Here is a 20,906-nt window from a genome sequence, read left to right on the forward strand (position 1 = left end):
GTAACGGGGCTCAAGACACGCACCGAAGCTTAGGGTGTGCACTTTGTGCACGCGGTAGCGGAGCGTTCCGTAAGCCTGCGAAGCGATCTGGTAATGGGTCGTGGAGGTATCGGAAGTGCGAATGCAGACATGAGTAGCGATAAAGAGGGTGAGATGCCCTCTCGCCGAAAGACCAAGGGTTCCTGCGCAAGGCTAATCCGCGCAGGGTGAGCCGGCCCCTAAGACGAGCCCGAAGGGGGTAGTCGATGGGAACCACGTTAATATTCGTGGGCCTGGTGGTGTGTGACGGATGGTGTGTGTTGTCTGACCTTATCGGATTGGTCAGGCTTCGAAACTGTCCCGGGAAATAGCCCCACCGTATAGACCGTACCCGAAACCGACACAGGTGGTCAGGTAGAGTATACCAAGGCGCTTGAGAGAAGTGTCCTGAAGGAACTCGGCAAATTGCCTCCGTACCTTCGGAAGAAGGAGGCCCCATGTAAGCGCAAGCTCTCATGGGGGGCACAGGCCAGGGGGTAGCGACTGTTTAGCAAAAACACAGGGCTCTGCTAAGTCGGCTTCAAGACGACGTATAGGGCCTGACGCCTGCCCGGTGCCTGAAGGTTAAGTGGAGGAGTGCAAGCTCTGAAATGAAGCCCAGGTAAACGGCGGCCGTAACTATAACGGTCCTAAGGTAGCGAAATTCCTTGTCGGGTAAGTTCCGACCTGCACGAATGGCGTAACGACTTCCCCACTGTCTCCAGGACATGCTCAGCGAAATTGAATTCTCCGTGAAGATGCGGAGTACCCGCGGTTAGACGGAAAGACCCCGTGCACCTTTACTGCAGCTTCAGAGTGGCATTGGACAAGAACTGTGTAGCATAGGTGGGAGGCTTTGAAGCATTGGCGCCAGCCGATGTGGAGCCATAGGTGAAATACCACCCTGTTGTTGTTTAATGTCTAACCTCGTACCGTGAAACCGGTACAGGGACCCTCTGTGGCGGGTAGTTTGACTGGGGCGGTCGCCTCCTAAAGAGTAACGGAGGCGCGCGAAGGTTGGCTCAGGACGGTTGGAAACCGTCTGTTAGAGTGCAATGGCATAAGCCAGCCTGACTGCGAGACTGACAAGTCGAGCAGAGACGAAAGTCGGTCATAGTGATCCGGTGGTCCCTCGTGGAAGGGCCATCGCTCAACGGATAAAAGGTACGCCGGGGATAACAGGCTGATAACCCCCAAGAGCTCATATCGACGGGGTTGTTTGGCACCTCGATGTCGGCTCATCACATCCTGGGGCTGGAGCAGGTCCCAAGGGTTTGGCTGTTCGCCAATTAAAGTGGTACGTGAGCTGGGTTCAGAACGTCGCGAGACAGTTTGGTCCCTATCTGCCGTGGGCGTCGAAATTTGAGAGGAGTTGACCCTAGTACGAGAGGACCGGGTTGAACGTACCTCTGGTGTACCTGTCGTCGTGCCAACGGCGCAGCAGGGTAGCTATGTACGGACGGGATAACCGCTGAAAGCATCTAAGCGGGAAGCCTCCCTCAAGATAAGATTTCTCAGGACGGTCGAAGACCACGACCTTGATAGATCGGATGTGGAAGTGCGGTAACGCATGGAGCTAACCGATACTAATTGTCCTATTCGCGCTTGAGAGCTCCACACCCCCACCATCAGCCCTGGGCTAGATGGCAATACGGGTGCGGTCATCAATACAGCCAGTGCACGCATCGATTTTATACCCACACACCCTCGAGCCAACCCTCGAGGGTCAGTATTCGCGGACTCTATTGCCTGGTGGCCATAGCGTCGGTGTCCCACCCGATCCCATCCCGAACTCGGCCGTGAAACCCGACTGCGCCAATGGTACTACTGCTCAAGCAGTGGAAGAGTAGGGCGTCGCCAGGCATTACAGTCCGCGAATACACACAAAACCCATTCACTCGTCTCCTCGGGCCAATCCAGCCCGGGGCGCTAAGCCCCACGACACCACGCGTGAAGCGTGCCGCCGTGCGGCTCAGCTAGCGTCGCGGGGTGGAGCAGCCCGGTAGCTCGTCAGGCTCATAACCTGAAGGCCGCAGGTTCAAATCCTGCCCCCGCAACCATTCCTCCCCACTACCATAACCGCCCGGCATACCCCGTGGCGGCTTTTCGCGTCTTTTTTCCGCGGCTTAGCCCCGTGTCGCGGACGCTCAAGGCAGTTCATTTCCGCCCCGGCGGTGCCAAGACGTCGATTTGCCTTTGGGGGTATTTTCGTAGGTATCATCCCGGCCCCGGCAGGAGATACCCCCATGGCCCTTGACGTGCTCCCCGGAAATCATGCCATTGGTAAGTTAGCTCGTCATATGGAGACGAGCGATGCGGCGAGGCCGTTTTACCGAGGATCAGATCATAGGCGTGCTGCGTGAGCACAAGGCTGGCGTAAAGACCGCCGAGCTGTGCCGGAAGCCCGGCATTAGCGATGCGACATTCTACAACTGGAAGTTGAAATACGGCGGGATGATTGTGTCGGAAGCGGCGCGGTTGCGGACGCTGGAGGACGAGAACCGGCGGCTGAAGAAGCTGCTGGCGGAGTCGATGCTGGACGTGTCGGCGCTGAAGGATCTGCTGGGAAAAAACTGACCCGGCCTGCGGAACGCTACGCTGCAGTGGAGAAGCTGATGACCGACCACGGCTTCTCCGAGCGTCGCGCCTGCAGGCTGATCGGGGTCAACCGGTCGGCGTGGCAATATGAGCCGCTTCGCGGGAAGGACGATGCTGTCCGCGAGCGGATGCGCGAAATCGCCAACGAGCGTCGTCGTTTCGGCTATCGCCGGTTGGCAATCCTGCTCAGGCGTGAAGGCAAGGGCATGAACCTGAAGAAGGTGTACCGGTTGTATCGGGAAGAGCGGCTGACGGTGCGCAAGCGTGGCGGCCGGAAACGAGCGCTGGGCACGCGGGCGCCGATGGCGATCCCGCAGGAAGCCAACCAGCGCTGGTCGCTCGACTTCGTGTCGGATGCATTGGCCTGCGGCCGGCGGTTCCGCGTCCTCAACGTCATTGACGATTACGGCCGTGCGTCGCTGCGCTCCGCTGGCGTGCATCGTCGATACCTCGTTGTCAGGCCGGCGTGTCGTCCGCGAACTCACCGCCATCGCCGACCGTCGCGGGCTGCCGTGCATGGTGGTCAGCGACAATGGCACCGAACTGACCAGTCATGCCGTGCTCGCCTGGTGTCAGGACACCGGCGTCGAGTGGCATTACATTGCGCCCGGCAAGCCGCAGCAGAACGGCTTTGTGGAATCGTTCAATGGTCGCTTACGCGACGAATGTCTGAACGAGCACCTGTTCCCCTCGCTGCCTGCGGCGAGACGGATCATCAAGGCATGGCGGACGGACTACAACACCGTGCGTCCGCACAGCAGCCTCGGCGGCATGGCACCCGCTGAGTTTACCAACCGCCCGCGCCACGGGCACGAGGACGCCGAAGCTAACTTATCAGCGGCCTGAAAATGGGGAGCACGTCATGACCACTATTGGGGCGCATAGGAGTCGCAAGCTGCATGGTGTCGGTCCGGAAAATCACGCCACTGGGGTAGGAAAAGTGGTAGGCCCGCGTTGCGGTGCTAGTGCTCAAGACAGATAGTACAATGTCTTACGCGAGAATCTCAACTTGCTCCGGCTCCGCCACTCGGTCCTATTTCAACGGCTCCGGTAAACCAACTTTGCAAGGCCGGGCAGGAGGCTGGTAACGATCGCGAATGAGCCGGAAATCGAGGGCGTTGCCGCCCCGGCCCGTTCCGCTATTTTAGTTCGTCGCCCGAGGTGTTCCTGCTGGTCGTGCTAATGTCCGTGCGCTTCCCGCTGTTGCCGAGGAATGTGGAAGACCTGCTGTTCGAGCGCGGTATGGACATCTGTCACGAGGCGGTGCGGTTGTCCGCCTCAATGGTCAAATCTGACGCATACTTGCTTCATTCGCAGGGTCGTCACTTGGGCTAATCGGGGTACCGCAGACGCCTTCTGTTTATTGCGCTGAGACTGGTGGGCGGCCTTCACCGCGCCGCAGTGCATAACGATGCGCGCATCCTGCAATCGTGCTTGCAAAAGCTGAACAAGCGTCCGCTTCCGGGAGGAACGTCCGCGGCGATGAACGGCCGAAGTCGGGTCCTATCGCCCACTAAATCTGGGTATGTTTTTGATCAGTTTGGACGCGTGAATTAGAGAGGTGAGGTCTTAAATCCACATGCGTCTGTTGAGCGCAATCGCATATTTGAACGCTGTGACGAACGGGAAGGCTCTGTAAACCTTCCCGTTCTCTGAAGTGCTATATCGACGACTCAAGTGACGCCGCATCGAGGTCCACGTTCAATTCCCGCGACCAGATGCGCAGCGCGCGGCACTGGCTGACGAAGGTCTTGGCATCCTTGGCCTTGGCAAGGCCGACAAAGCCTTCGTCCCGGTCCGCCACGCCGGCGGCGTCGAACAGGGCATTGGCGGCGTCATTGTGACCGATGAATTTGCAATGGGCGAAGGCATCGGCGACGAAGTCCTTGGCTGTCGCATCCTTGGCGAGCATGGCCACGCCCGTCTCGGATGGCAGGACCGCCACCGCGTCGTAGAGCACCGAGGGGCCGCCATCGATCTTCTGTCGGGCGGCGACTTTCGTGCCGTCGTCGAGCGTCACGCCGCCGATCTTGGGGGCGACGACTTCCCAAAGCGCCCCCTCCGCCTCAAGCGCTTTCGTCAGGGCAGCGAACAGATCGGCGCTGCTGCCGTCCGTGAGCAGGATGCCCATCTTGCGCCCCTTAAAGTCCTTGGGGCCGTTGGACAGGATGCTCAGCTTGGCCGAGGGCGGCAGGTCGCGCGTCGGCTTTGCGGCCTTCGCCGGTTCGGGCAGATCGAGACCCAACCCATCCGCGACCGTCGCGGCCAGTCCTTCGTCGATCAGGCGTAGATGCGAGACGGCGCGCGCGCGGATATCGACTCGCTCGACCTTCGACAGTTCGAACACCAGCGCGTCGCCGATATGCTTCTGCTCGATGGGCTGCTGGCTGACGAAGAACTGTCGCGCCTGGCTGTAATGGTCCGCGAAGGTCTCGGCGCGGATACGCTGCTTGGTGCCCTGCACCTCGGCGGGGAAGCTGCGATAGCCGATGGTCGGGTTCTCGCGCGGGCCGCCATCGGGGCCCCAGCTATTGGGTTCGTAATTGGCGCGCCCCTTGGGGTTGCGCATCGCCATATGACCGTCCTGCTGGAAGTTCATCACCGGGCAGCGCGGCGCGTTGACCGGGATATGGGTGAAGTTCGGCCCGCCCAGCCGCTTCAGCTGCGTATCCAGATAGGAGAAGTTGCGCCCGTGGAGCAGCGGATCGTCGGAGAAGTCGATGCCCGGCACGACATTCTGGGTGCAGAAGGCGACCTGTTCGGTGTTGGCGAAGAAATTGTCGACATTGCGGTTCAGGGTCAGCGTGCCGATGATGCGGACGGGCACCTCTTCCTCGGGGATCAGCTTGGTCGAATCGAGATGGTCGAAGGGCAGGCGGTCGGCCGTTTCCTGGTCGAACAACTGAACACCCAGATCCCATTGCGGGAAGTCGCCGCCTTCGATGGCGGTCCACAGGTCGCGGCGGTGGAAATCGGGATCGGCGCCGTTGATCTTGACCGCCTCGTTCCACAGCACGGATTGCAGGCCCTGGCGTGGTTTCCAGTGGAATTTGACGAAGGTCGACTTGCCCTCAGCATTGACCAGCCGGAAGCTGTGCACGCCGAAGCCCTCCATGGTGCGGAAGGAGCGCGGAATCGTCCGGTCGGACATTTGCCACATGACCATGTGCCACGCTTCGGGGCTTAAGGACGCGAAGTCCCAGTAATTGTCATGCGCCGACTGGGCCTGGGGAAAGGCGCGGTCGGGCTCTTGCTTCACGGCATGGACCAGGTCGGGGAACTTGATCGGGTCCTGGATGAAGAAGACGGGGATGTTGTTGCCGACGATGTCCCAGTTGCCCTGCCTGGTATAGAATTTGACCGCGAAGCCGCGCACGTCGCGCGCCAGATCCATCGACCCCTTGTTGCCCGCGACCGTCGAGAAGCGGACGAATACCTCGGTCTGCTGGCCGACCGTGCTCAGGACATCGGCTTGGGTGTAATCGGCCAGACTGTCGGTCAGTTCGAACACGCCGTGCGCGCCATAGCCGCGTGCATGGACGACGCGCTCTGGGATGCGCTCATGATGGAAGTGGAAAATCTTTTCGCGCAGGATGAAGTCTTCGAGCAGTGTCGGTCCGCGCTCGCCCGCGCGCAGGCTGTTCTGATTGTCCGAGACGGGAACGCCCTGTTGGGTGGTCAGCGTCCGAGCCGTGTCGTCGGTGCTCTGGTGCGTCTCTCCCCCATGACCCTGTGGCTCGGCATAATGCGTGGGCGTATCCGATCCGGCGGGGAGGGCGGGGGGCGTGGTGGACGTCTCGCCCTTTGTCGCGCCTGCGCGGGACTTGGTCTTGTTCGCCATGATGCTGCCTTTGCGTCGTTGAGGAATATCCCCCTTCCAACGCGCGGATCGAACAATCGTCCTTCCACTAAATGCTTGATATTAATCAAGGCTTCTCCAGTGCAGCTGTCGTACACATGCAGCATTGATCTGGATCGAGCGTCGCGCCCCGTCTGCATGGGAGAATGATTCTGCACGAGGACATCCCCGTGATCATCTGTGTTCCGGCGCGCAACGAGGCGGCGCTACTGCCCCAGTTGCTGTCGGCGATCGCCGGACAGTCGATGGGCGGGAATGGCATGCACCTTTGCCTGTATCTCGACGATTGCCGGGACGGCAGCGGAGATATGCTCGATCACGCGCAGCCGGTCTTGCCCTTCGGCTTGACCGTGAAGCAGGGGCCACGGAATACGGAGCCCAATGCGGGCGTGGCCCGCCGTGCGGCGCTGGCCATGGGCCTGGAACGGCTGGCGGGCGCAGAGGGGCTGTTGTTCACGACCGATGCCGACAGCATGCCGCATCGCGACTGGATCGCGGCGGGGCGTCGCGCCCTCCAAGAGGCGGACGTGGTCGCGGGGCGTATCCTCCGCTTCGACGCGACGCGCGATCCCCGGCAGTGCCGCATCGAACGCTATTACGATCGGCTCCACCGATATCGCCGCCTGGTCGACCCGGTGCCATGGGAGGCGCGGGATACCCATCATTTCGGCGGGGGCGCGAATATCGCGGTCCGCGCCTCCGCCTATTGCGCGATCGGCGGGTTCCGGCCCCTGCTATCCGGCGAAGATGCCCGGTTTCTCGACGACGCGGCGAGGGCCGGTTTTCGCGTCCGCCGCGACGGTGCGATGGCGGTCGACACGTCTTCCCGGCGAGACGGACGGGTTGCCGGGGGCCTTGCGGACGTGTTGCGAGCACTGGATCATGGCGAAGTGACATCCATGGCCGACCCGCGCGGATCGGCATGGCAATGGCACGCACAGGCGGCCGCGAGACGGAGTTTCACGACGATCGACCGGATCGATGTCCGCGTGGCGCTGGGGCAAATTCTGGGCCTGGCGGCGGATCATGTTCTGGGCGTCGCGCGGGACTGTCCCAATGACGAGGCATTCGCCATGCGTATCGTTCCCGCGCCCTCGGTCCATGCCGCCATGGTGTCGCTGACGGCGGCCGAAGATCTTCTGGGCGAACTGGAAAGCCGCTATTGCGAGGTCGCGGCATGACGATGATGGCCGATCAACTGAAAGACGCGATCGCGGGCCCGGGCTGGGCCGATGATCCGCCGGGCGATCCGCAAACGGCGGACGAACTGATCGCGCTGTTGACGGGGCTATATGAGATCGGTCGCTGCGATCTTCCGCTCGCTCGCCTGGTCGAAGGGCATGTCGATGCCGTGCAGATCGTCCGGCGCTACGGCACGGCCGCGCAGGTCGACATGCTGCGCCGTGCCTTCGGACGTGGTGCGACGCTGGGCGTGTGGAATGCCGCGCTGCCGGGCGAGGCGCTGCGGCTGGACGACGGGCGGCTGAGCGGCGGCAAGAGCTATGCCTCGGGGGCGGGTGTGCTGAGCCATGCGGTGGTCACGGCGGACACGTCTGCGGGCGTGCAATTGCTCCTCCTTGACCTTTCGCGCGTGCCACCGGCGATCGACACCGATTGGTGGCGGGTGATCGGCATGCAGCGATCCGAAACGCATCAGGTGCGCTGGGATCATGCGCCGATCACCGACGCGGATCGGATCGGCCAACCTGACAGCTATGCGCGCGAGCCCTTTTTCAGCGGCGGCGCGCTGCGTTTCGTGGCGGTTCATGCGGGCGGGGTGGCGGGCATCTGCGACCTCAGTCGCAATCATCTGGTGAAGACGGGGCGCGCCGACGACCCCTTCCAGGCCGCCCGGATGGCCGAGCTGTTCGCACTGGCCGATGGTACCGCCGCCGTCGTGCGGCGGACGGCGCGGATGTGGTTCGAGGATGTCGACCGGGGGGATGAGCCGCGGCTGGCGCGCGTGGCAGCCGCCCGACTGGCGGTGGCCGAGGCGGCCGAGCGGGCGATGGTCGTGGCGCGCGAGGCGGTGGGGCTGGCTAGCCAGTTCCATAGCCATCCTCTGTCGGCCATGCTCAGCGATCTGGCGGTCTATCTCCGCCAACCCGCCCCCGACGCCCAAAGGCTCCGCGTCGGTCGCGCGGTTCGACAGGGTCTATTGGTGCCCGCCTTTTGAAGCTGGATATCAAAGCCGTTGGCCGCGCGATTGTCGTCGCGCCCCATCCCGATGACGAGGTCATCGGAGCCGCTGGCTTGATGCGGGCCTTGCGGCGGCAGGGCAGTGTGGTCCGGGTCATCGTGGTCAGCAACGGTGCCGCGTCGCATCCCAACAGTGGCGCATGGCCCCCCGAACGGCTAATTGCCGCGCGTCGCCGGGAAAGCCTGTTGGCGCTCCGCCGTCTGGGGGTAGCGCGTGATCACGTGACCTTTTTGGGGCTGCCCGATGGCGGCCTTTCTGCGTGCGCGGTGCTGTGTCGCCAGCGGCTGAGCCGAGCGATCCGTCAGTGCCTGGATCTGGACATGATCGTCGGACCCGCCATGACCGATGCGCATCCCGATCATCGGGCCGTGGCGGCGGCGCTTCGGGATACTCGATTCGACGGACGACGCATGACCTATCAGGTCTGGCCGCCGCAACGCGCGAGGGTCGCCCGAGGCCGGACCGTTGCGCTGACGGGCGGGGCGGCGGCGAAGCGATCGCTGATCCGGATGCATCGCACCCAATTGGGGGCGATCACCGACGATCCTCACGGCTTTGCGATCGCACGCCATGAACTCGCGGTCTTCGCGCACCCGGTCGAACAGTTCGTCGAGCAGGGGCGATGAGGCCTATCGATCTTACGGGTTTTGCCGAGAAATTCGCGGCCCATGACGACCCCTGGCGTACCTATTCTGACCGCGACGAAGCCGTGAAGCGTGCGGCGATCCTGCATGCCCTGGGGCCAGGCCCCCTTGGCCGCGTCCTGGAGCTGGGAAGCGGCAACGGATCGAACAGTCGGGTCATCGCCGCCCGCGCCTTGCGTCTTCATGCGACGGAGGGGACCGTCGAAGGTACGGCTCTGACGGCCCGCGCCATCGCGGACCGTCCCCGCGCGCGTGCCATCCGCTTGGCCTTGCCTGCACGCTTCCCGCAGAGGGACTATGACGCGATCGTGATCGCGGAACTCCTCTATTATCTTGCCCCGCAAGCGATGAGGCACGTCGCCAAATGCGTCGCCCAGGCGCTACGCCCCGGCGGACGACTGGTGCTCGCGCATCACCGGATCGACTATTACGACTTCGCGCAACACGCAGCCGGGATACAGCAACGCTTCCTCGATCTGACTGACCTGCCTTGGCAAACAGATACGGTGCGTCGTCGAAAGAACTGGCATGTCATTGTCGCACGCCCAATTTGCAAGCCAAACCCCGGCGGCCAGCCCAGCTATAGCTTTCATTCTCCCGCATTCCGGCGCTAGGAATTCAAGGGAAACGTTCCATAGCTCCTATGAACGAGAGACCGGAGTCAGGGAGCTATCATGGGGTCTTGATTGACCGCAACTGGATCATTGCGGACGCTCCGATCCCGCCCTGATATAGGCGGTCATGCCGCTGACCAGTGCATCAAAGACCAGCCGCATCCGCCTTGTCGAGCGCAGGTCCTCATGCATGGCGATCCAAACGGGCAGATGGGCGTGGAAGGTTTCCGGCAGCACCGAGATCAGCGCCGGGTCACGGTGAGCTATTGGGTCCTGCATCACACCGATCCCGCAGCCGGCGCGGATCAGCGCGATCTGGGCCAATTGGTTGTCGGTGCGCAGTGCAAAGGTGGGCAGGTCGGGCCAGGCCGCCTCGACCGATCGGATCGACGCCGCATCCCGATCGAAGCCGATGATCCCATGCCGCCCTAAGTCAGCGGCGCTATCAATCGACGCGGCGCGGGCGAGATATTCGCGGTGCGCATAGAAGCCCAGGCGGATGCGGCCCACTGGCTTGACGAGCAGCGCCTGTTGCCTTGGCTCCGTCATCCGGATCGCCAGATCGGCGTCGCGCCGCAGCAGATCGGACGGGGCGTTGGTGAGCAGCAGCTCGATCATCAAGCCGGAATGCTCCGCGCGCAGGGCAGCGAGGATAGGCGGCAGCACCTCGGCGCCGATCACCTCACTCACACTGATCCGGACGACGCCGGTCACCGCATCGGCGGGAGCGGAGGCGGTTCGCACCAACGCTGCCGCGGCGGCAGCCATCGCCTCGACTTCCGACGCGAGCGCCAGCGCGGTCTCGGTCGGCTGCAGCCCGCGCGCCGAGCGTGTGAACAGCGCGCCGGCGCCAAGCGCCGCCTCCAGTTCCGCAATATGTCGCCCGGCGGTCGGTTGGGTGAGGCCGAGCGCGCGCGCCGCACCCGACAGGCTGCCCGCTCGCATGACGGCGTCAAAGGTGCGCCACAACTCCCATCCGGGTCCGCTGTCCATACGATCCTGTATAACTGCTCTGCATATTCTCGCAATTTCGGTTGGCGAGGATGGGGGCCATCTCTGCCTTCGCAACGAGGAGGTGACCATGAGCAAGGACACAAACACAAACACGGCGCTGGTGATCGGTGCGACTGGCGGCATCGGCGGCGAGGTGGCGCGGGTGTTGCTCGCCCGCGGCTGGGCGGTCCGCGCGCTCCATCGCGACCCGGCGCGGGCCCGGCTGAGCAACCCGGCGCTGGAATGGGTGCAGGGCGATGCCATGGACAAGGCGTCTGTCACTGCCGCTGCCGACCGCATGTCCGTGATCGTGCACGGTGCGAACCCGCCGGGCTATCGCAACTGGGCAGGGCTGGTACTGCCGATGCTCGAAAGCACGATCGCAGCGGCTACCGCGACCGGCGCGCGCGTGCTGCTGCCTGGTACGGTCTACAATTACGGGCCAGACGCGGGCGAGGCCGTCGACGAGGATAGCCCGCAGAACCCGGTGACCCGAAAGGGCGCGATCCGTGTCGAGATGGAGCGCCGCCTGCGCGCGGCGAGCCGGAACGATGTCAAGGCGCTGGTCGTCCGCGCGGGCGATTTCTACGGCCCCCGAAGTGGCAATAGCTGGTTGGCGCAAGGTATGGTGCCCACGCCCGGGCCGGTGAAGCGCGTATTCAATCCCGCGCGCGCGGGTACCGGCCATGCTTGGGCCTATCTGCCCGACCTCGCCGAGACGATGGTGCGCCTTCTCGAACGGCGCGACGCGCTGCCCGCTTTTGACAGCTTCCATTTCGGCGGCACCTGGGTGGATGACAATCGAGCGTTTGCAGAGGCGATCCGCCAGGCGGCAGGCAAGCCGAACGCGCCGATTTACCCGTTCCCCTGGCCGGTGGTACACGCGATCGCGCCGTTCCATGAGACCGCGCGCGAGATGCGCGAGATGATCTATCTCTGGCGTCGGCCGCTCCGGCTGATCGACGACAAGCTGCGCCGCTTCCTCGGCGAGGTGCCGGCAACGCCGCTTGTCGAGGCGTTGCGGGCGACGCTTCAGGGTTTGGAACGGCTGTAAGGATCCAGTGACTTTGCATCCGATGATGAACGAGCGGCAGTTCTGGAGCATCGGGCGCGCCGACCACAGCTTGCCTCCCGGCAATGAAATGCCCCGCTATCGTTCGTCCACGATCGTCAACGTGCTCATCGCCATCGGATTTGTGCCGGTTCGTCGCCAGATGATCAGCGAGGAGAGAACATGGGTGTCAAATCAATCCATAAGGACGGATGAGGCGGATATTTGAAGCTGCGCCTGTGAACGAGGACCGATCAGATGGCGGAGCAGTTCGACATCGTTCTGCAAGGCTACCGGATCTCTACCGTGGGCACTGCGAAGAGCTTGCTTCAGCCATTCACTCATATGCGGGTGGTCCAGCACCCAGGAGATACGCGCTTGCGCGATCGCCAGGAGCGCCTCGGGTTCGTGCGTTGCCATGGAACAGCTCCAGGTCGATGGTCTAGGGGTTACAGCCCGGGCAATGGCCCGGGTCGGCGTGGGTCGCTTCGACAGGCCGCTCCAGCAACAGACCACAGCCTGCACAGGCCCAGACGTCCGCGCGGATCAGCAGCGTGGCATCGCCGCACCAGGCACAAGGGAGTCCTGCGAGACGTTTGGAGACGGCGAAGCCGGGGCGCGCGCATTCGGGGCACGCACTGCGGGTCTTGCGCACCAAGTCCACCATGGCGCGCCCGATCGCCCGCATCCGTCGCGGGTTTCGGTGAGCGCGCATGTCGGTTTCCAAGAATGCGCTACCACATTGCTCAAGCGTTGCATCGATTGCCCGGATCAGTTCGTCCTGATCGTCTATCTCTTTGAACAGCATGAGATCGGGCGCGGCCTCGCCTTCCCGGATGCCCATGACGATCATGCCATGCGTGGGAAATCCGGCGCGCTCCGCAAAGGCGAGTCCGGTAGCCGAATCGCGCACGATGGTATGCGCGAAGTTCGTGCTCGACGTGGCGTTATGGCCAATCAGTTCCCATTCGTTGCGGCGGTCGCGGAGAACGACAATCTCCCGGTTCAAGGCGCAGAAAGGGAGGTATGGATGGGGGCCAAAACTCCCCTCGCTGGCGAGGGCAACTCCGATATCCGGGTACAGGTCGAAGGCGGCCGCGATTTTGGCCCGAGCCGCATCGAGCTGCGATCCGGCACGGGCGACCTCACGGCTGAACGTGCCGAACCGGTCGGTATCGAGACCGGCGGAGGCCTCCAGGCTCAGCCCAACGAAGCGGCAGGCAAGCGGCGCGATGATCCGTTCCTTGCCATGCATCGTCGCGAGAATGGCCTGGTCCCCATCATAGAGAGGTGCGGACCGGGCCATCAGAATACCCTCGTCCGGCCGAGACCATGCGCAGCCCGCACCGGTCAGGCCGCCAGCTCGACGGGACGAGGATCGATGCCGCTTCCGCTTTCGGACTGCCAGGCAAGATCGCCCGCATAGCGCCACGCAATTTGTCCTGCCTCGTCGAGTGCGAACAGGTGGAGCCAGCGATTGTCGAACAACGCCCGGACATCGGGATGCTTCGCCAGGACGGCCGACATCGCTTCGCGTGGCGCTTCGATGCATATGGCAAGGCGCACCGGCTCATGCGCGAAACGCTCGCCATCATGCACCGATTGCCAGGGTAGCCCGACGCGCAGCGTTCCCCCGTTCCCCTCGACGACACCGATCCCGCCGACGACGTTGTGCAGCAGTTTGTTACCGCCCCCGAAGGTGTCAGGCGACACGGCGGAACCGTAATATTGGAGGCTGATCCAGCTCGCCACCACCACCGGCGCCGTCATGATGAGCTCCAGCACGCCGAAGCCGTCATCGGCCTGCCATTGATAGTCGTGAAGGAAAGCGCGGCCCCCAAGCGCAATATGTGCGGTGCGCGACCGTGGCGCCGCAATGAACGCCTTGCATCCGGCCAGCGCCCATTCCGGCCGTGTCTCCGACCAGTCGCGGCCTCTCGCCGCGACCTGCTGCTGGCTGGTGGCCCGTGGCAGGCGAAGAGAACGCTCGCCACGCGCGACGACACCGGCGGCGGCCAGCCATTTGTGGGCCCGGTCGATCTGAACATGCTGCTCCGGCGACGGAGATTGGTCCGTAAACAGCCGAACGTCATCCGTCGTCGTGTCGTGCAAGGCACCGATGAACAGGGTTTCGGCCGGGATGGCGATACCCTGTGCCAGCAATCCTTGGCGCACCGCCGTATCATTCAGCAGGCTCGCGAGCAGGCGCGCATTGACCTCACCGGAATAGCCGCCACAGGCGCCGCATTGCAGGGCGCTCGCATGCGGATTGTTGACGACCTGTGCGCCATGCCCGACGAGGAGCACGAGCGGTGCGAACCGCTCGGTCAGCGACATCGCGCGCAAGATCGACGCCGCGGATGTGACGCGCGTGGCGATGTCCGGTGCCGGGTCTAGGTGCGGAAGGGGATCATTGTCCGTCGAGACTCCACGTAAGCCCAGAGCGTCGCGCACCAGTTTGGCGACGTAAAGCGGTCCCGATGCCTCGACGAACGCGAAGGACGATACCGCCGCCAGCTTGAACCGGTCCCAAGCCCGCGATGCCCGCGCGCCATAGCGTTTCGCGCGATCCGCCGCGGCGTCGCCCTTGCCCCCCGCCGTCGAGCAAAGGCCAGGGTTGAGGAGGACAGGCAAACGCCGCTCGATGACATCGGAAGCAAAACGCCGGTGGGCGGCCGTCAGGCCGAAGAAGCCGGCAAAGCCCGCCGTCTCGATACGGGGATCGACGGATTCCAGCGCACGCCGGAAAACCTCGGAGCGCACATCGATACAGAAAGCGGCGTGCAATTCGGGCGTCGGCCGCGGATCAGATGGGCGACCGGAGGCCAGCTTGCCCGCCAGATCACGCTGTTCCGCACGGTCGGCCGCTTCCTGGAGGATGGCATCGACGATCTGGTCGGCAGTCGGTGCCAGCGGCTCGGCATAAGCCATCAAGGCCCTGCGCCATTGATCGCCGATCTGCGGCTCATATTGTGCCCAGAGCGCCTCCTCCCATAGGAAGCGGATCGTGAGCAGGTCGATGGTCGTGTCGTCGTTGTCGCCCGCCAGCTTGGCCTGCCACAGGCGATACCGTCCATAGTGCGACCAACCGCCCAGCGTCAGTAACAGACGATGGAAATAGGTCGGCATGGCAGCCGCCGGCAAGCGGAGCAGAGCGGCCGCACTCGCCAGCGTATCGGTGGCGGTGTCGGGCGCATCGGCGACGAAAGCGGCAAAGCCACGCAACCCGGCGATCTCAGGGGTGAGGTCATGGGTTGCAACTGCCCGCCAGGAGGCATAGGCGCCCTTGCCCTTCGGCAAGGTCCACGGCGCTTGCCCCTCGTCGAAATACGCGGCTGCCCAGGTTCCGATGCGTTCGGCGATGATCCCCGGCCAATCGATACCGGAAACCTTGGCGGCAAGATCGGCGATCGTCGGTAAAGGCGTCGGGGCGGGGGACGGGGCTTCCAGGGCGGACAGCAGCTGCGCCATGGACAGGTTCGCGCACGGCTGGGCAGCAAGCGCCGCCGCAAGATCGGGCGAGGTGATGATCCCGTTCGCGATGCGCTCGCGATACCATGCCCGCGGCATCGTAACCCTGGTGCCGCCAACGCGCGCCAGCAGCGCCGCCGTTTGCGCCAGCGTCAGACCGCTTTGGCCGAGATACGGATTGACGGCGACATTCGCCGCGAGCGGCCATGCCGGCGGAATGGCCAGGGTCGCCGCGTCCGCCGCCGCAAACAGTTCATGAAGACTGTGGTTTTGTTCGTTCGACAGCTTTGCCATTACATGTGGTTCCAATCCGAGGAAGACTGCGGGGTCATCGTCCATCCGCCGAGCATCCGGTCGAAGACGGCATTGGCGTAGAGGCCGTTCGACAGGTGGACGCGCAGTCCTGCGACGGCCGGATGCGAAGACCAGAGCGGGAACAGCGACTGCGCCACCGCGACGAGGCCGAAGCTCGCCACCGCGAGGATGAGCAAGGCCCATTCGAGCGCCCCGGGCTGTGGCGCCGGAGGAAGGGTTTGCGTCGTCAAGCGGAAGGCGGCTGCGTGGAGGGCGAAATAGCCGAGGGATGCGGCCGAGGCGTAAAGCGTGATGCGCCGCATCAGCGCCCGAGGTGCCGTATCCGCAAGGCCCTGCGCCAGCAGATACGCAACGCCGAAGATGAGGATCGCCCCCAGCGCGAAGGCCTGCGGGGAATGGTGCTGGAAGCCGAAGACCAGGCCGATGGCGGCGTAGAGCGCGATAGCGGCGAGGAATGCCTTTCCGACGGCCCATCCGTCGGGAACGGCGATCGGTCCCGGCCGCCGTGCGGTTGCGATCCTGTCCACCGCGCCGCCCGAGGCGAGGAAGGAATGGGCCTTGTAGAGCGAGTGCGCGACGATGTGGAGCAATGCCAGCGGGAAAAGCCCGAACCCGCATTGCATGATCATGAAGCCCATCTGCGCGATCGTCGACCAGGCGAGCGAGGTCTTCACCGCCGGTTGGGTCAGCATGACCATGCCCGCGAACAGGGCGGTGAAGCCGCCGACCATCACCAGAACGGCCAACACCGCCGGGGACAACAGCATCACGTCGGCGAAGCGGATAAGCAGAATGCCACCGGCATTGATGACCCCGGCGTGCAGTAGCGCGGAAACCGGGGTCGGCGCCTCCATGACTTCGGTGAGCCAGCCATGCATCGGAAATTGCGCCGACTTCAGCAACGCGGCCAGCGCCAGCAGCGCCGCAGCCGCCGTGGAAGCGCCTCCCGCTATTACTCCGCCCCTGGCCTCCGACAGGATGGTGGCGATGTCGCCGGTGCCATAGTTCGACCAGAGCAGCAGAAAGGCACCCGCAAGGGCGGCGTCGGCGAGGCGCGCGGTGACGAACTTCTTCCGAGCGGCGCGCTGCGCCGCGACGCGATCGGGGTAGAACAGCAGCAGCTTGTGCAGACACAGACTGGTCGCCACGAAAGCGAGCAGAAACTGCCCGAGATTGCCCGCAACCACGAGCAGCATGACCGTCGCCAGGGTCGTACACAGCCAACCCATGAACGCGCTCTGCCGCCGTTCACCATCCAGATAGGTTGTCGAATAGCGCACGACCACCCAGCCGATGAACGACACCAATGTCAGCATCGTCACGTTGACCACGTCGAGCCGTGCCGAAAGCGCCCAGCCGCCGATACCGACCAAGGTCCCGGTTGTAATGCCGTTTTCGAACAACGCTGCGATCGAGGCCAGAGAGGCCATCAGCGCAGCCAGGGAAAGCGCTTCGATCGCCCGCAGGCGCAATCGGCCGCGCAGGTGTCGGGTACCGAACCCGATGGCCGCCGCGGCGAGCAACAAGACGGGGGCTGCGTATGGGATGAGTGATAACGGCATCAATTGGCCTCCTGCTTGGCAGGCGACCGGCTATCGCCGTACGGGCCGTTATAAAAATATATAGTTTAGCATCGATCGTTCTGTTTTATAGAATGGTCGATATGCAATTGAACTACAACCATCTGCGCTACTTCTGGGCGGTAGCGCATGAGGGCAACCTCACGCAGACGGCGGTGCGGCTTAACCTATCGCAATCGGCGTTGTCGCTGCAGATCAGAAAGCTCGAACACCAACTCGGGCATGCCCTGTTCGAGCGACGGGGGCGTCGCCTTCATCTGACCGAAGCGGGCCGGGTTACCCTCGATCATGCGAACACGATTTTTGCGGCCGGTGACGAGTTGCTGAGCACGCTCCATCAGACGGGCGTTGCGCGAGAGGCGGTGCGGGTGGGAGCGTTGGCGACCCTGTCACGCAACTTCCAGCTCAGCTTTCTCAAGCCGCTGCTTGGGCGAATGGACATCGAGATCGTCCTCAGGTCGGGAAGCGCAGCCGAGTTGCTTCTGGGGTTGCAGGCACTTACCCTCGACGTCGTCTTGACCAACGAGGTCCCGGCGAGCGACGCGCTCACGCCTTTCGTTGCCCACAAGATCGCGGAACAGCCGGTCAGTTTGATAGGAGCGCCGCATCTTCGCAGTGAACCGGCATCGATCGAAGGCTTGCTGGCAACCCATCCGGTCATCCTGCCGACCCGCCTAAGCAGCGTTCGTACCGGCTTCGATGCCTTTGCGGACCGCTTGGATATCCTCCCACAAATTGCCGCCGAGGTCGATGACATCGCGATGATGCGGCTCCTCGTCCGCGAGGGCTTTGCCTTGGCGGTGCTGCCACCGATCGCCGTACGGGATGAACTCGCGGCGGGAACCTTGGTCGAATTCGATAGCCTGTTGGGTCTGACGGAAAGCTTTTACGCCGTAACCGTAAAGCGGCGCTTTCCCAAGGCGTCGATCAGGCAGCTCCTGGACAGCGTTATCGAGTAAAGGCGTGGCCGCTTATTCTAACTAGGTCTACAGTTCGTCGCTCAGAAATTAACATCTACTGCGACTCCTGCCACTTAGAAAACGAATTTGCAGTTTCGTAGCTAAGACTAGCGCGATATCGATGCTGATAGATTGACGATCATTCACGCGATTGGGTAATAGCATTTTAGAGCGGATTCCGATCATTCTGGATCATAGCCGCAGGAGCTGAAGTAGTTGGCGCATTCCTGCGGGTGGAACAGATCGACCATTTTGCCGATGAGGGACCACAGTCCGGACACGGTGCGCTCGCCGGCCCGGCGCAGCATGGCCTTGAGGCGGGCGAACGCCTTCTCGATCGGGTTGAAGTCGGGACTGTAGGGCGGAAGGAACATGAGGCGGCCACCTGCGGCTTCGATGGCTTCGCGGACGCCAGCACGCTTGTGGCTGGACAGGTTGTCCATGATGACCACGTCGCCGCGTCGGAGGTCGGGTACGAGGACCTGTCGGACATAGGCCTCGAACCAGTCGCCGTTGATCGGGCCGTCGAGCACCATCGGCGCGATCATGCCCGTCTTGCGCAAGCCAGCGACCAGCGTGGTCGTCTTGCGATGGCCGTGCGGGTAACCCATCCGCAGCCGCTCGCCCCGCCGGCAGCGGCCGTGGCTGCGCGTCATGTTGGTCGCCGTCCAGGTCTCGTCGATGAACACCAGCCGCGCAGGATCGAGATCGAGCTGGCCATCGAACCAGTCCTCGCGAGCACTCAGGACGTCGGCACGGTCCTGCTCGATCGCATGCCCGGTCTTTTTTGCGCGTGATGCCATGCCGGGCGAAGAAGCGGTGCAGCGTCGAGATCGCCACCGTCACGCCCGCCTGGCCCAACTCGCGACGCAACTCGTTCAGCGTGATGTCGCGGCGTGCTTCGTGCAGCGCCAACACCGTCTCCCGATGCGCCTCGATCCGCCGCGACCGCGTGTCCCCGCCCTGCGGCTTGGCGGCATAGCCGCCTGTACTACGGCGCTGGTCGTGCCACCGGATCACCGTCGCGGCTGCCACACCGAACCGCACCGCCGCAGCCCGGCAACTCATTCCCTCGTCAACCGCGGCCAGCGCCCGCGACCGCAGATCCATCGACAACGGCTTGCCCATCCATGCCGGCCTCCATCCAGCCAGCAATGTGAATCAGATCAGCCCGTCCATGTGAATCCCCCACCGACTCAGGTCGGCCAGAAAACGCTCTAATGAACCGCGCCGGGTTTGTCGGAGGCTCCAACTCCTGAGAGGAAGGGGCTATGACGAGCAAGACCACGAACAAGTTTTCGCCTGAGGTGCGCGCGCGCGCCGTGCGGATGGTGCTGGATCACGAGAAGGATCACCCGTCGCGCTGGGCAACGGTGGTGTCGATTGCAGCGAAGATTGGCTGTGCCGGCCAAACTCTGCACGAGTGGGTGAAGAAGGCCGAGGTCGATAGCGGCACGCGTGTCGGCGTGCCGAGCGATGTTGCCGACCGGATGAAGGCGTTGGAACGCGAGAACCGGGAGCTGCGCCAGGCCAACGAGATACTCAGGAAAGCGTCGGCGTATTTTGCGATGGCGGAGCTCGACCGCCGAGCGAGGTGATGGTGTCGTTCATCGACGCGCATCGTGAGGTGTACGGGGTCGAGCCGATCTGCCGGGTTCTGCCGATCGCCCCATCCACCTACCATGCGCATGCAGCCAGAAGGATTGAGCCGACCAGGAGGTCGGCTCGGGCTCGGCGTGATGATGCGCTCGGGCTGGAGGTGCGCCGCGTGTTCGAGGAGAACTTCCGCGTCTACGGCGTGCGCAAGGTCTGGCGCCAGCTGCGGCGGGAGGGGTTCGACATCGCCCGCTGCACCGTTGCCCGCCTGATGCGGACGATGGGCTTGGCCGGCGTGATCCGCGGCAAGCCGGTGCGCACCACTGTCAGCGACAGGACGGCGTCATGCCCGCTCGACCGGGTAAACCGGCAATTCCGTGCGCCGGCGCCGAACATGCTCTGGGTGTCGGACTTCACCTACGTCGCGACCTGGGCAGGCTTTGTCTACGTCGCCTTCGTCATTGACACCTATGCCCGCCGGATCGTCGGCTGGCGCGCCAGCCAGAGCGCGCATGCCGGCTTCGTCCTTGATGCGCTTGAGCAGGCACTGCACGACCGTCGGCCACTTCGGGGTGGCGGCCTCGTCCACCACTCCGACCGCGGCAGCCAGTATGTGTCCATCAAGTACACCGAGCGCCTCACCGAAGCGGGCATCGAGCCGTCGGTCGGAAGCGTCGGAGACAGCTACGACAACGCTTTGGCCGAGACCATCAACGGCCTCTACAAGGCCGAGGTGATCCACAAGCGCGGACCCTGGCGCAGCTTCGAGGCCGTCGAATACGCCACGCTGGAATGGGTCGACTGGTTCAACCATCGCCGGCTGCTAGAACCCATCGGCAACATCCCGCCTGCCGAAGCCGAAGAGCAATTCTATGCTGCCGCCAACATCATCGATATGGCAGCGTGACTCACATCCAATGGCCTCCGGCAAACCCGGAGCGGTTCACTAAATCTCCCGATCGCGGATATCGACGGCTCCAACCTGATAGCGAGGGAGCGCCACTGCCG

General features: G+C 63.7%; 14 protein-coding genes, 1 tRNA gene, 2 rRNA genes, 2 pseudogenes and 1 other annotated feature (1 of these 20 running past the window's edge). Of the genes and pseudogenes, 13 read left to right on the forward strand and 6 right to left on the reverse strand.

Features of this window, described 5'->3' with window-relative positions; all coding sequences use genetic code 11:
- The 5 genes and pseudogenes from KV697_RS01460 to KV697_RS20330 all read left to right on the forward strand — a co-directional run.
- A 23S ribosomal RNA gene (locus tag KV697_RS01460) occupies nucleotides 1-1,628 on the forward strand; it begins 1,163 nt to the left of the window's first position.
- Nucleotides 1,629-1,766: 138 nt separating this feature from the next.
- Nucleotides 1,767-1,881: ribosomal RNA gene (gene rrf, locus KV697_RS01465) — 5S ribosomal RNA — on the forward strand.
- Between the two features lie 120 nt (nucleotides 1,882-2,001).
- Nucleotides 2,002-2,078 (forward strand) — tRNA-Met (locus tag KV697_RS01470).
- A 253-nt stretch (nucleotides 2,079-2,331) separates the two neighbouring features.
- Nucleotides 2,332-3,462, forward strand: a pseudogene (locus KV697_RS01475) (IS3 family transposase).
- A gap of 315 nt (nucleotides 3,463-3,777) precedes the next feature.
- Nucleotides 3,778-3,888, forward strand: a pseudogene (locus KV697_RS20330) (IS6 family transposase); the annotation flags it as partial.
- 388 nt (nucleotides 3,889-4,276) lie between these two features.
- Here the strand turns inward: KV697_RS20330 and KV697_RS01480 are convergent.
- Nucleotides 4,277-6,457 carry a catalase gene (locus tag KV697_RS01480; RefSeq protein WP_219019801.1) on the reverse strand — a complete coding sequence of 727 codons (2,181 nt, stop codon included), beginning with the start codon at nucleotides 6,455-6,457 and terminating at the stop codon, nucleotides 4,277-4,279.
- 164 nt (nucleotides 6,458-6,621) lie between these two features.
- Here KV697_RS01480 and KV697_RS01485 point away from each other — a divergent pair, with 164 nt between their 5' ends.
- The 4 genes from KV697_RS01485 to KV697_RS01500 are packed head-to-tail and all read left to right on the forward strand — an operon-like array spanning nucleotide 6,622 to nucleotide 9,933.
- On the forward strand, nucleotides 6,622-7,656 hold the full coding sequence (locus KV697_RS01485; protein WP_219019802.1) for a glycosyltransferase: 1,035 nt from the start codon (nucleotides 6,622-6,624) through the stop codon (nucleotides 7,654-7,656).
- A complete protein-coding gene (locus KV697_RS01490; RefSeq protein ID WP_219019803.1) occupies nucleotides 7,653-8,651 on the forward strand; it encodes an acyl-CoA dehydrogenase in 999 nt (332 codons plus the stop codon). Before KV697_RS01485 ends, KV697_RS01490 begins: the two co-directional genes overlap by 4 nt.
- Complete coding sequence (locus tag KV697_RS01495; RefSeq protein ID WP_219019804.1) at nucleotides 8,648-9,301, forward strand: PIG-L deacetylase family protein; 654 nt, start codon at nucleotides 8,648-8,650, stop codon at nucleotides 9,299-9,301. The genes KV697_RS01490 and KV697_RS01495 overlap by 4 nt, the downstream gene beginning before the upstream one ends.
- The gene (locus KV697_RS01500; protein WP_219019805.1) at nucleotides 9,298-9,933 is read left to right on the forward strand and encodes an SAM-dependent methyltransferase; all 636 of its coding nucleotides are present in this window, start codon (nucleotides 9,298-9,300) and stop codon (nucleotides 9,931-9,933) included. The genes KV697_RS01495 and KV697_RS01500 overlap by 4 nt, the downstream gene beginning before the upstream one ends.
- Before the next feature lie 87 nt (nucleotides 9,934-10,020).
- On the opposite strand, the gene KV697_RS01505 is transcribed toward KV697_RS01500, so the two are convergent.
- Nucleotides 10,021-10,926: a LysR family transcriptional regulator gene (locus KV697_RS01505; RefSeq protein WP_219019806.1), complete on the reverse strand. Its 906-nt coding sequence runs from the start codon at nucleotides 10,924-10,926 to the stop codon at nucleotides 10,021-10,023.
- A gap of 88 nt (nucleotides 10,927-11,014) precedes the next feature.
- Here KV697_RS01505 and KV697_RS01510 point away from each other — a divergent pair, with 88 nt between their 5' ends.
- Nucleotides 11,015-11,980 carry an NAD-dependent epimerase/dehydratase family protein gene (locus KV697_RS01510; RefSeq protein WP_219019807.1) on the forward strand — a complete coding sequence of 322 codons (966 nt, stop codon included), beginning with the start codon at nucleotides 11,015-11,017 and terminating at the stop codon, nucleotides 11,978-11,980.
- A gap of 22 nt (nucleotides 11,981-12,002) precedes the next feature.
- Complete coding sequence (locus KV697_RS01515) at nucleotides 12,003-12,206, forward strand: hypothetical protein (RefSeq protein ID WP_219019808.1); 204 nt, start codon at nucleotides 12,003-12,005, stop codon at nucleotides 12,204-12,206.
- Nucleotides 12,207-12,419: 213 nt separating this feature from the next.
- Here the strand turns inward: KV697_RS01515 and KV697_RS01520 are convergent, their stop codons facing one another.
- Genes KV697_RS01520 through KV697_RS01530 form a run of 3 tightly spaced genes read right to left on the reverse strand, consistent with a single transcriptional unit; the run spans nucleotide 12,420 to nucleotide 17,193 of the window.
- Entirely contained in the window at nucleotides 12,420-13,283 is an 864-nt protein-coding gene (locus tag KV697_RS01520) for a DUF6671 family protein (protein WP_219019809.1), read from the reverse strand.
- A gap of 44 nt (nucleotides 13,284-13,327) precedes the next feature.
- Nucleotides 13,328-15,742 (reverse strand): YbcC family protein, encoded by a 2,415-nt coding sequence (locus tag KV697_RS01525; protein ID WP_219019810.1) that lies wholly within the window; start codon nucleotides 15,740-15,742, stop codon nucleotides 13,328-13,330.
- Nucleotides 15,742-17,193, reverse strand: coding sequence for a proton-conducting transporter transmembrane domain-containing protein (locus KV697_RS01530; RefSeq protein ID WP_257575526.1), 1,452 nt, complete (start codon nucleotides 17,191-17,193; stop codon nucleotides 15,742-15,744). Before KV697_RS01530 ends, KV697_RS01525 begins: the two co-directional genes overlap by 1 nt.
- 224 nt (nucleotides 17,194-17,417) lie before the next feature.
- Here KV697_RS01530 and KV697_RS01535 point away from each other — a divergent pair, with 224 nt between their 5' ends.
- Entirely contained in the window at nucleotides 17,418-18,302 is an 885-nt protein-coding gene (locus KV697_RS01535) for a LysR family transcriptional regulator (RefSeq protein WP_219019812.1), read from the forward strand.
- Between the two features lie 182 nt (nucleotides 18,303-18,484).
- Here the strand turns inward: KV697_RS01535 and KV697_RS01540 are convergent.
- Nucleotides 18,485-19,430, reverse strand: a protein-coding gene (locus KV697_RS01540; RefSeq protein WP_219019813.1) for an IS630 family transposase whose coding sequence is annotated in 2 segments (ribosomal slippage) — nucleotides 18,485-19,094 and nucleotides 19,093-19,430 — 948 coding nt in all. Because the reading frame shifts where the segments join, the coding sequence is not laid out codon by codon here.
- 143 nt (nucleotides 19,431-19,573) lie between these two features.
- Here KV697_RS01540 and KV697_RS01545 point away from each other — a divergent pair.
- A protein-coding gene (locus tag KV697_RS01545; RefSeq protein ID WP_219018235.1) for an IS3 family transposase occupies nucleotides 19,574-20,805 on the forward strand; the annotation gives its coding sequence in 2 pieces (ribosomal slippage) (nucleotides 19,574-19,865 and nucleotides 19,865-20,805; 1,233 coding nt in all).
- Nucleotides 19,858-19,974 (forward strand) — a sequence feature (AL1L pseudoknot). (Overlaps the previous gene by 117 nt.)
- Nucleotides 20,806-20,906: the final 101 nt, after the last annotated feature.

It is taken from the genome of Sphingomonas sanguinis, assembly GCF_019297835.1.
In the GTDB taxonomy this organism is placed as follows: Bacteria; Pseudomonadota; Alphaproteobacteria; order Sphingomonadales; family Sphingomonadaceae; genus Sphingomonas; species Sphingomonas sanguinis_D.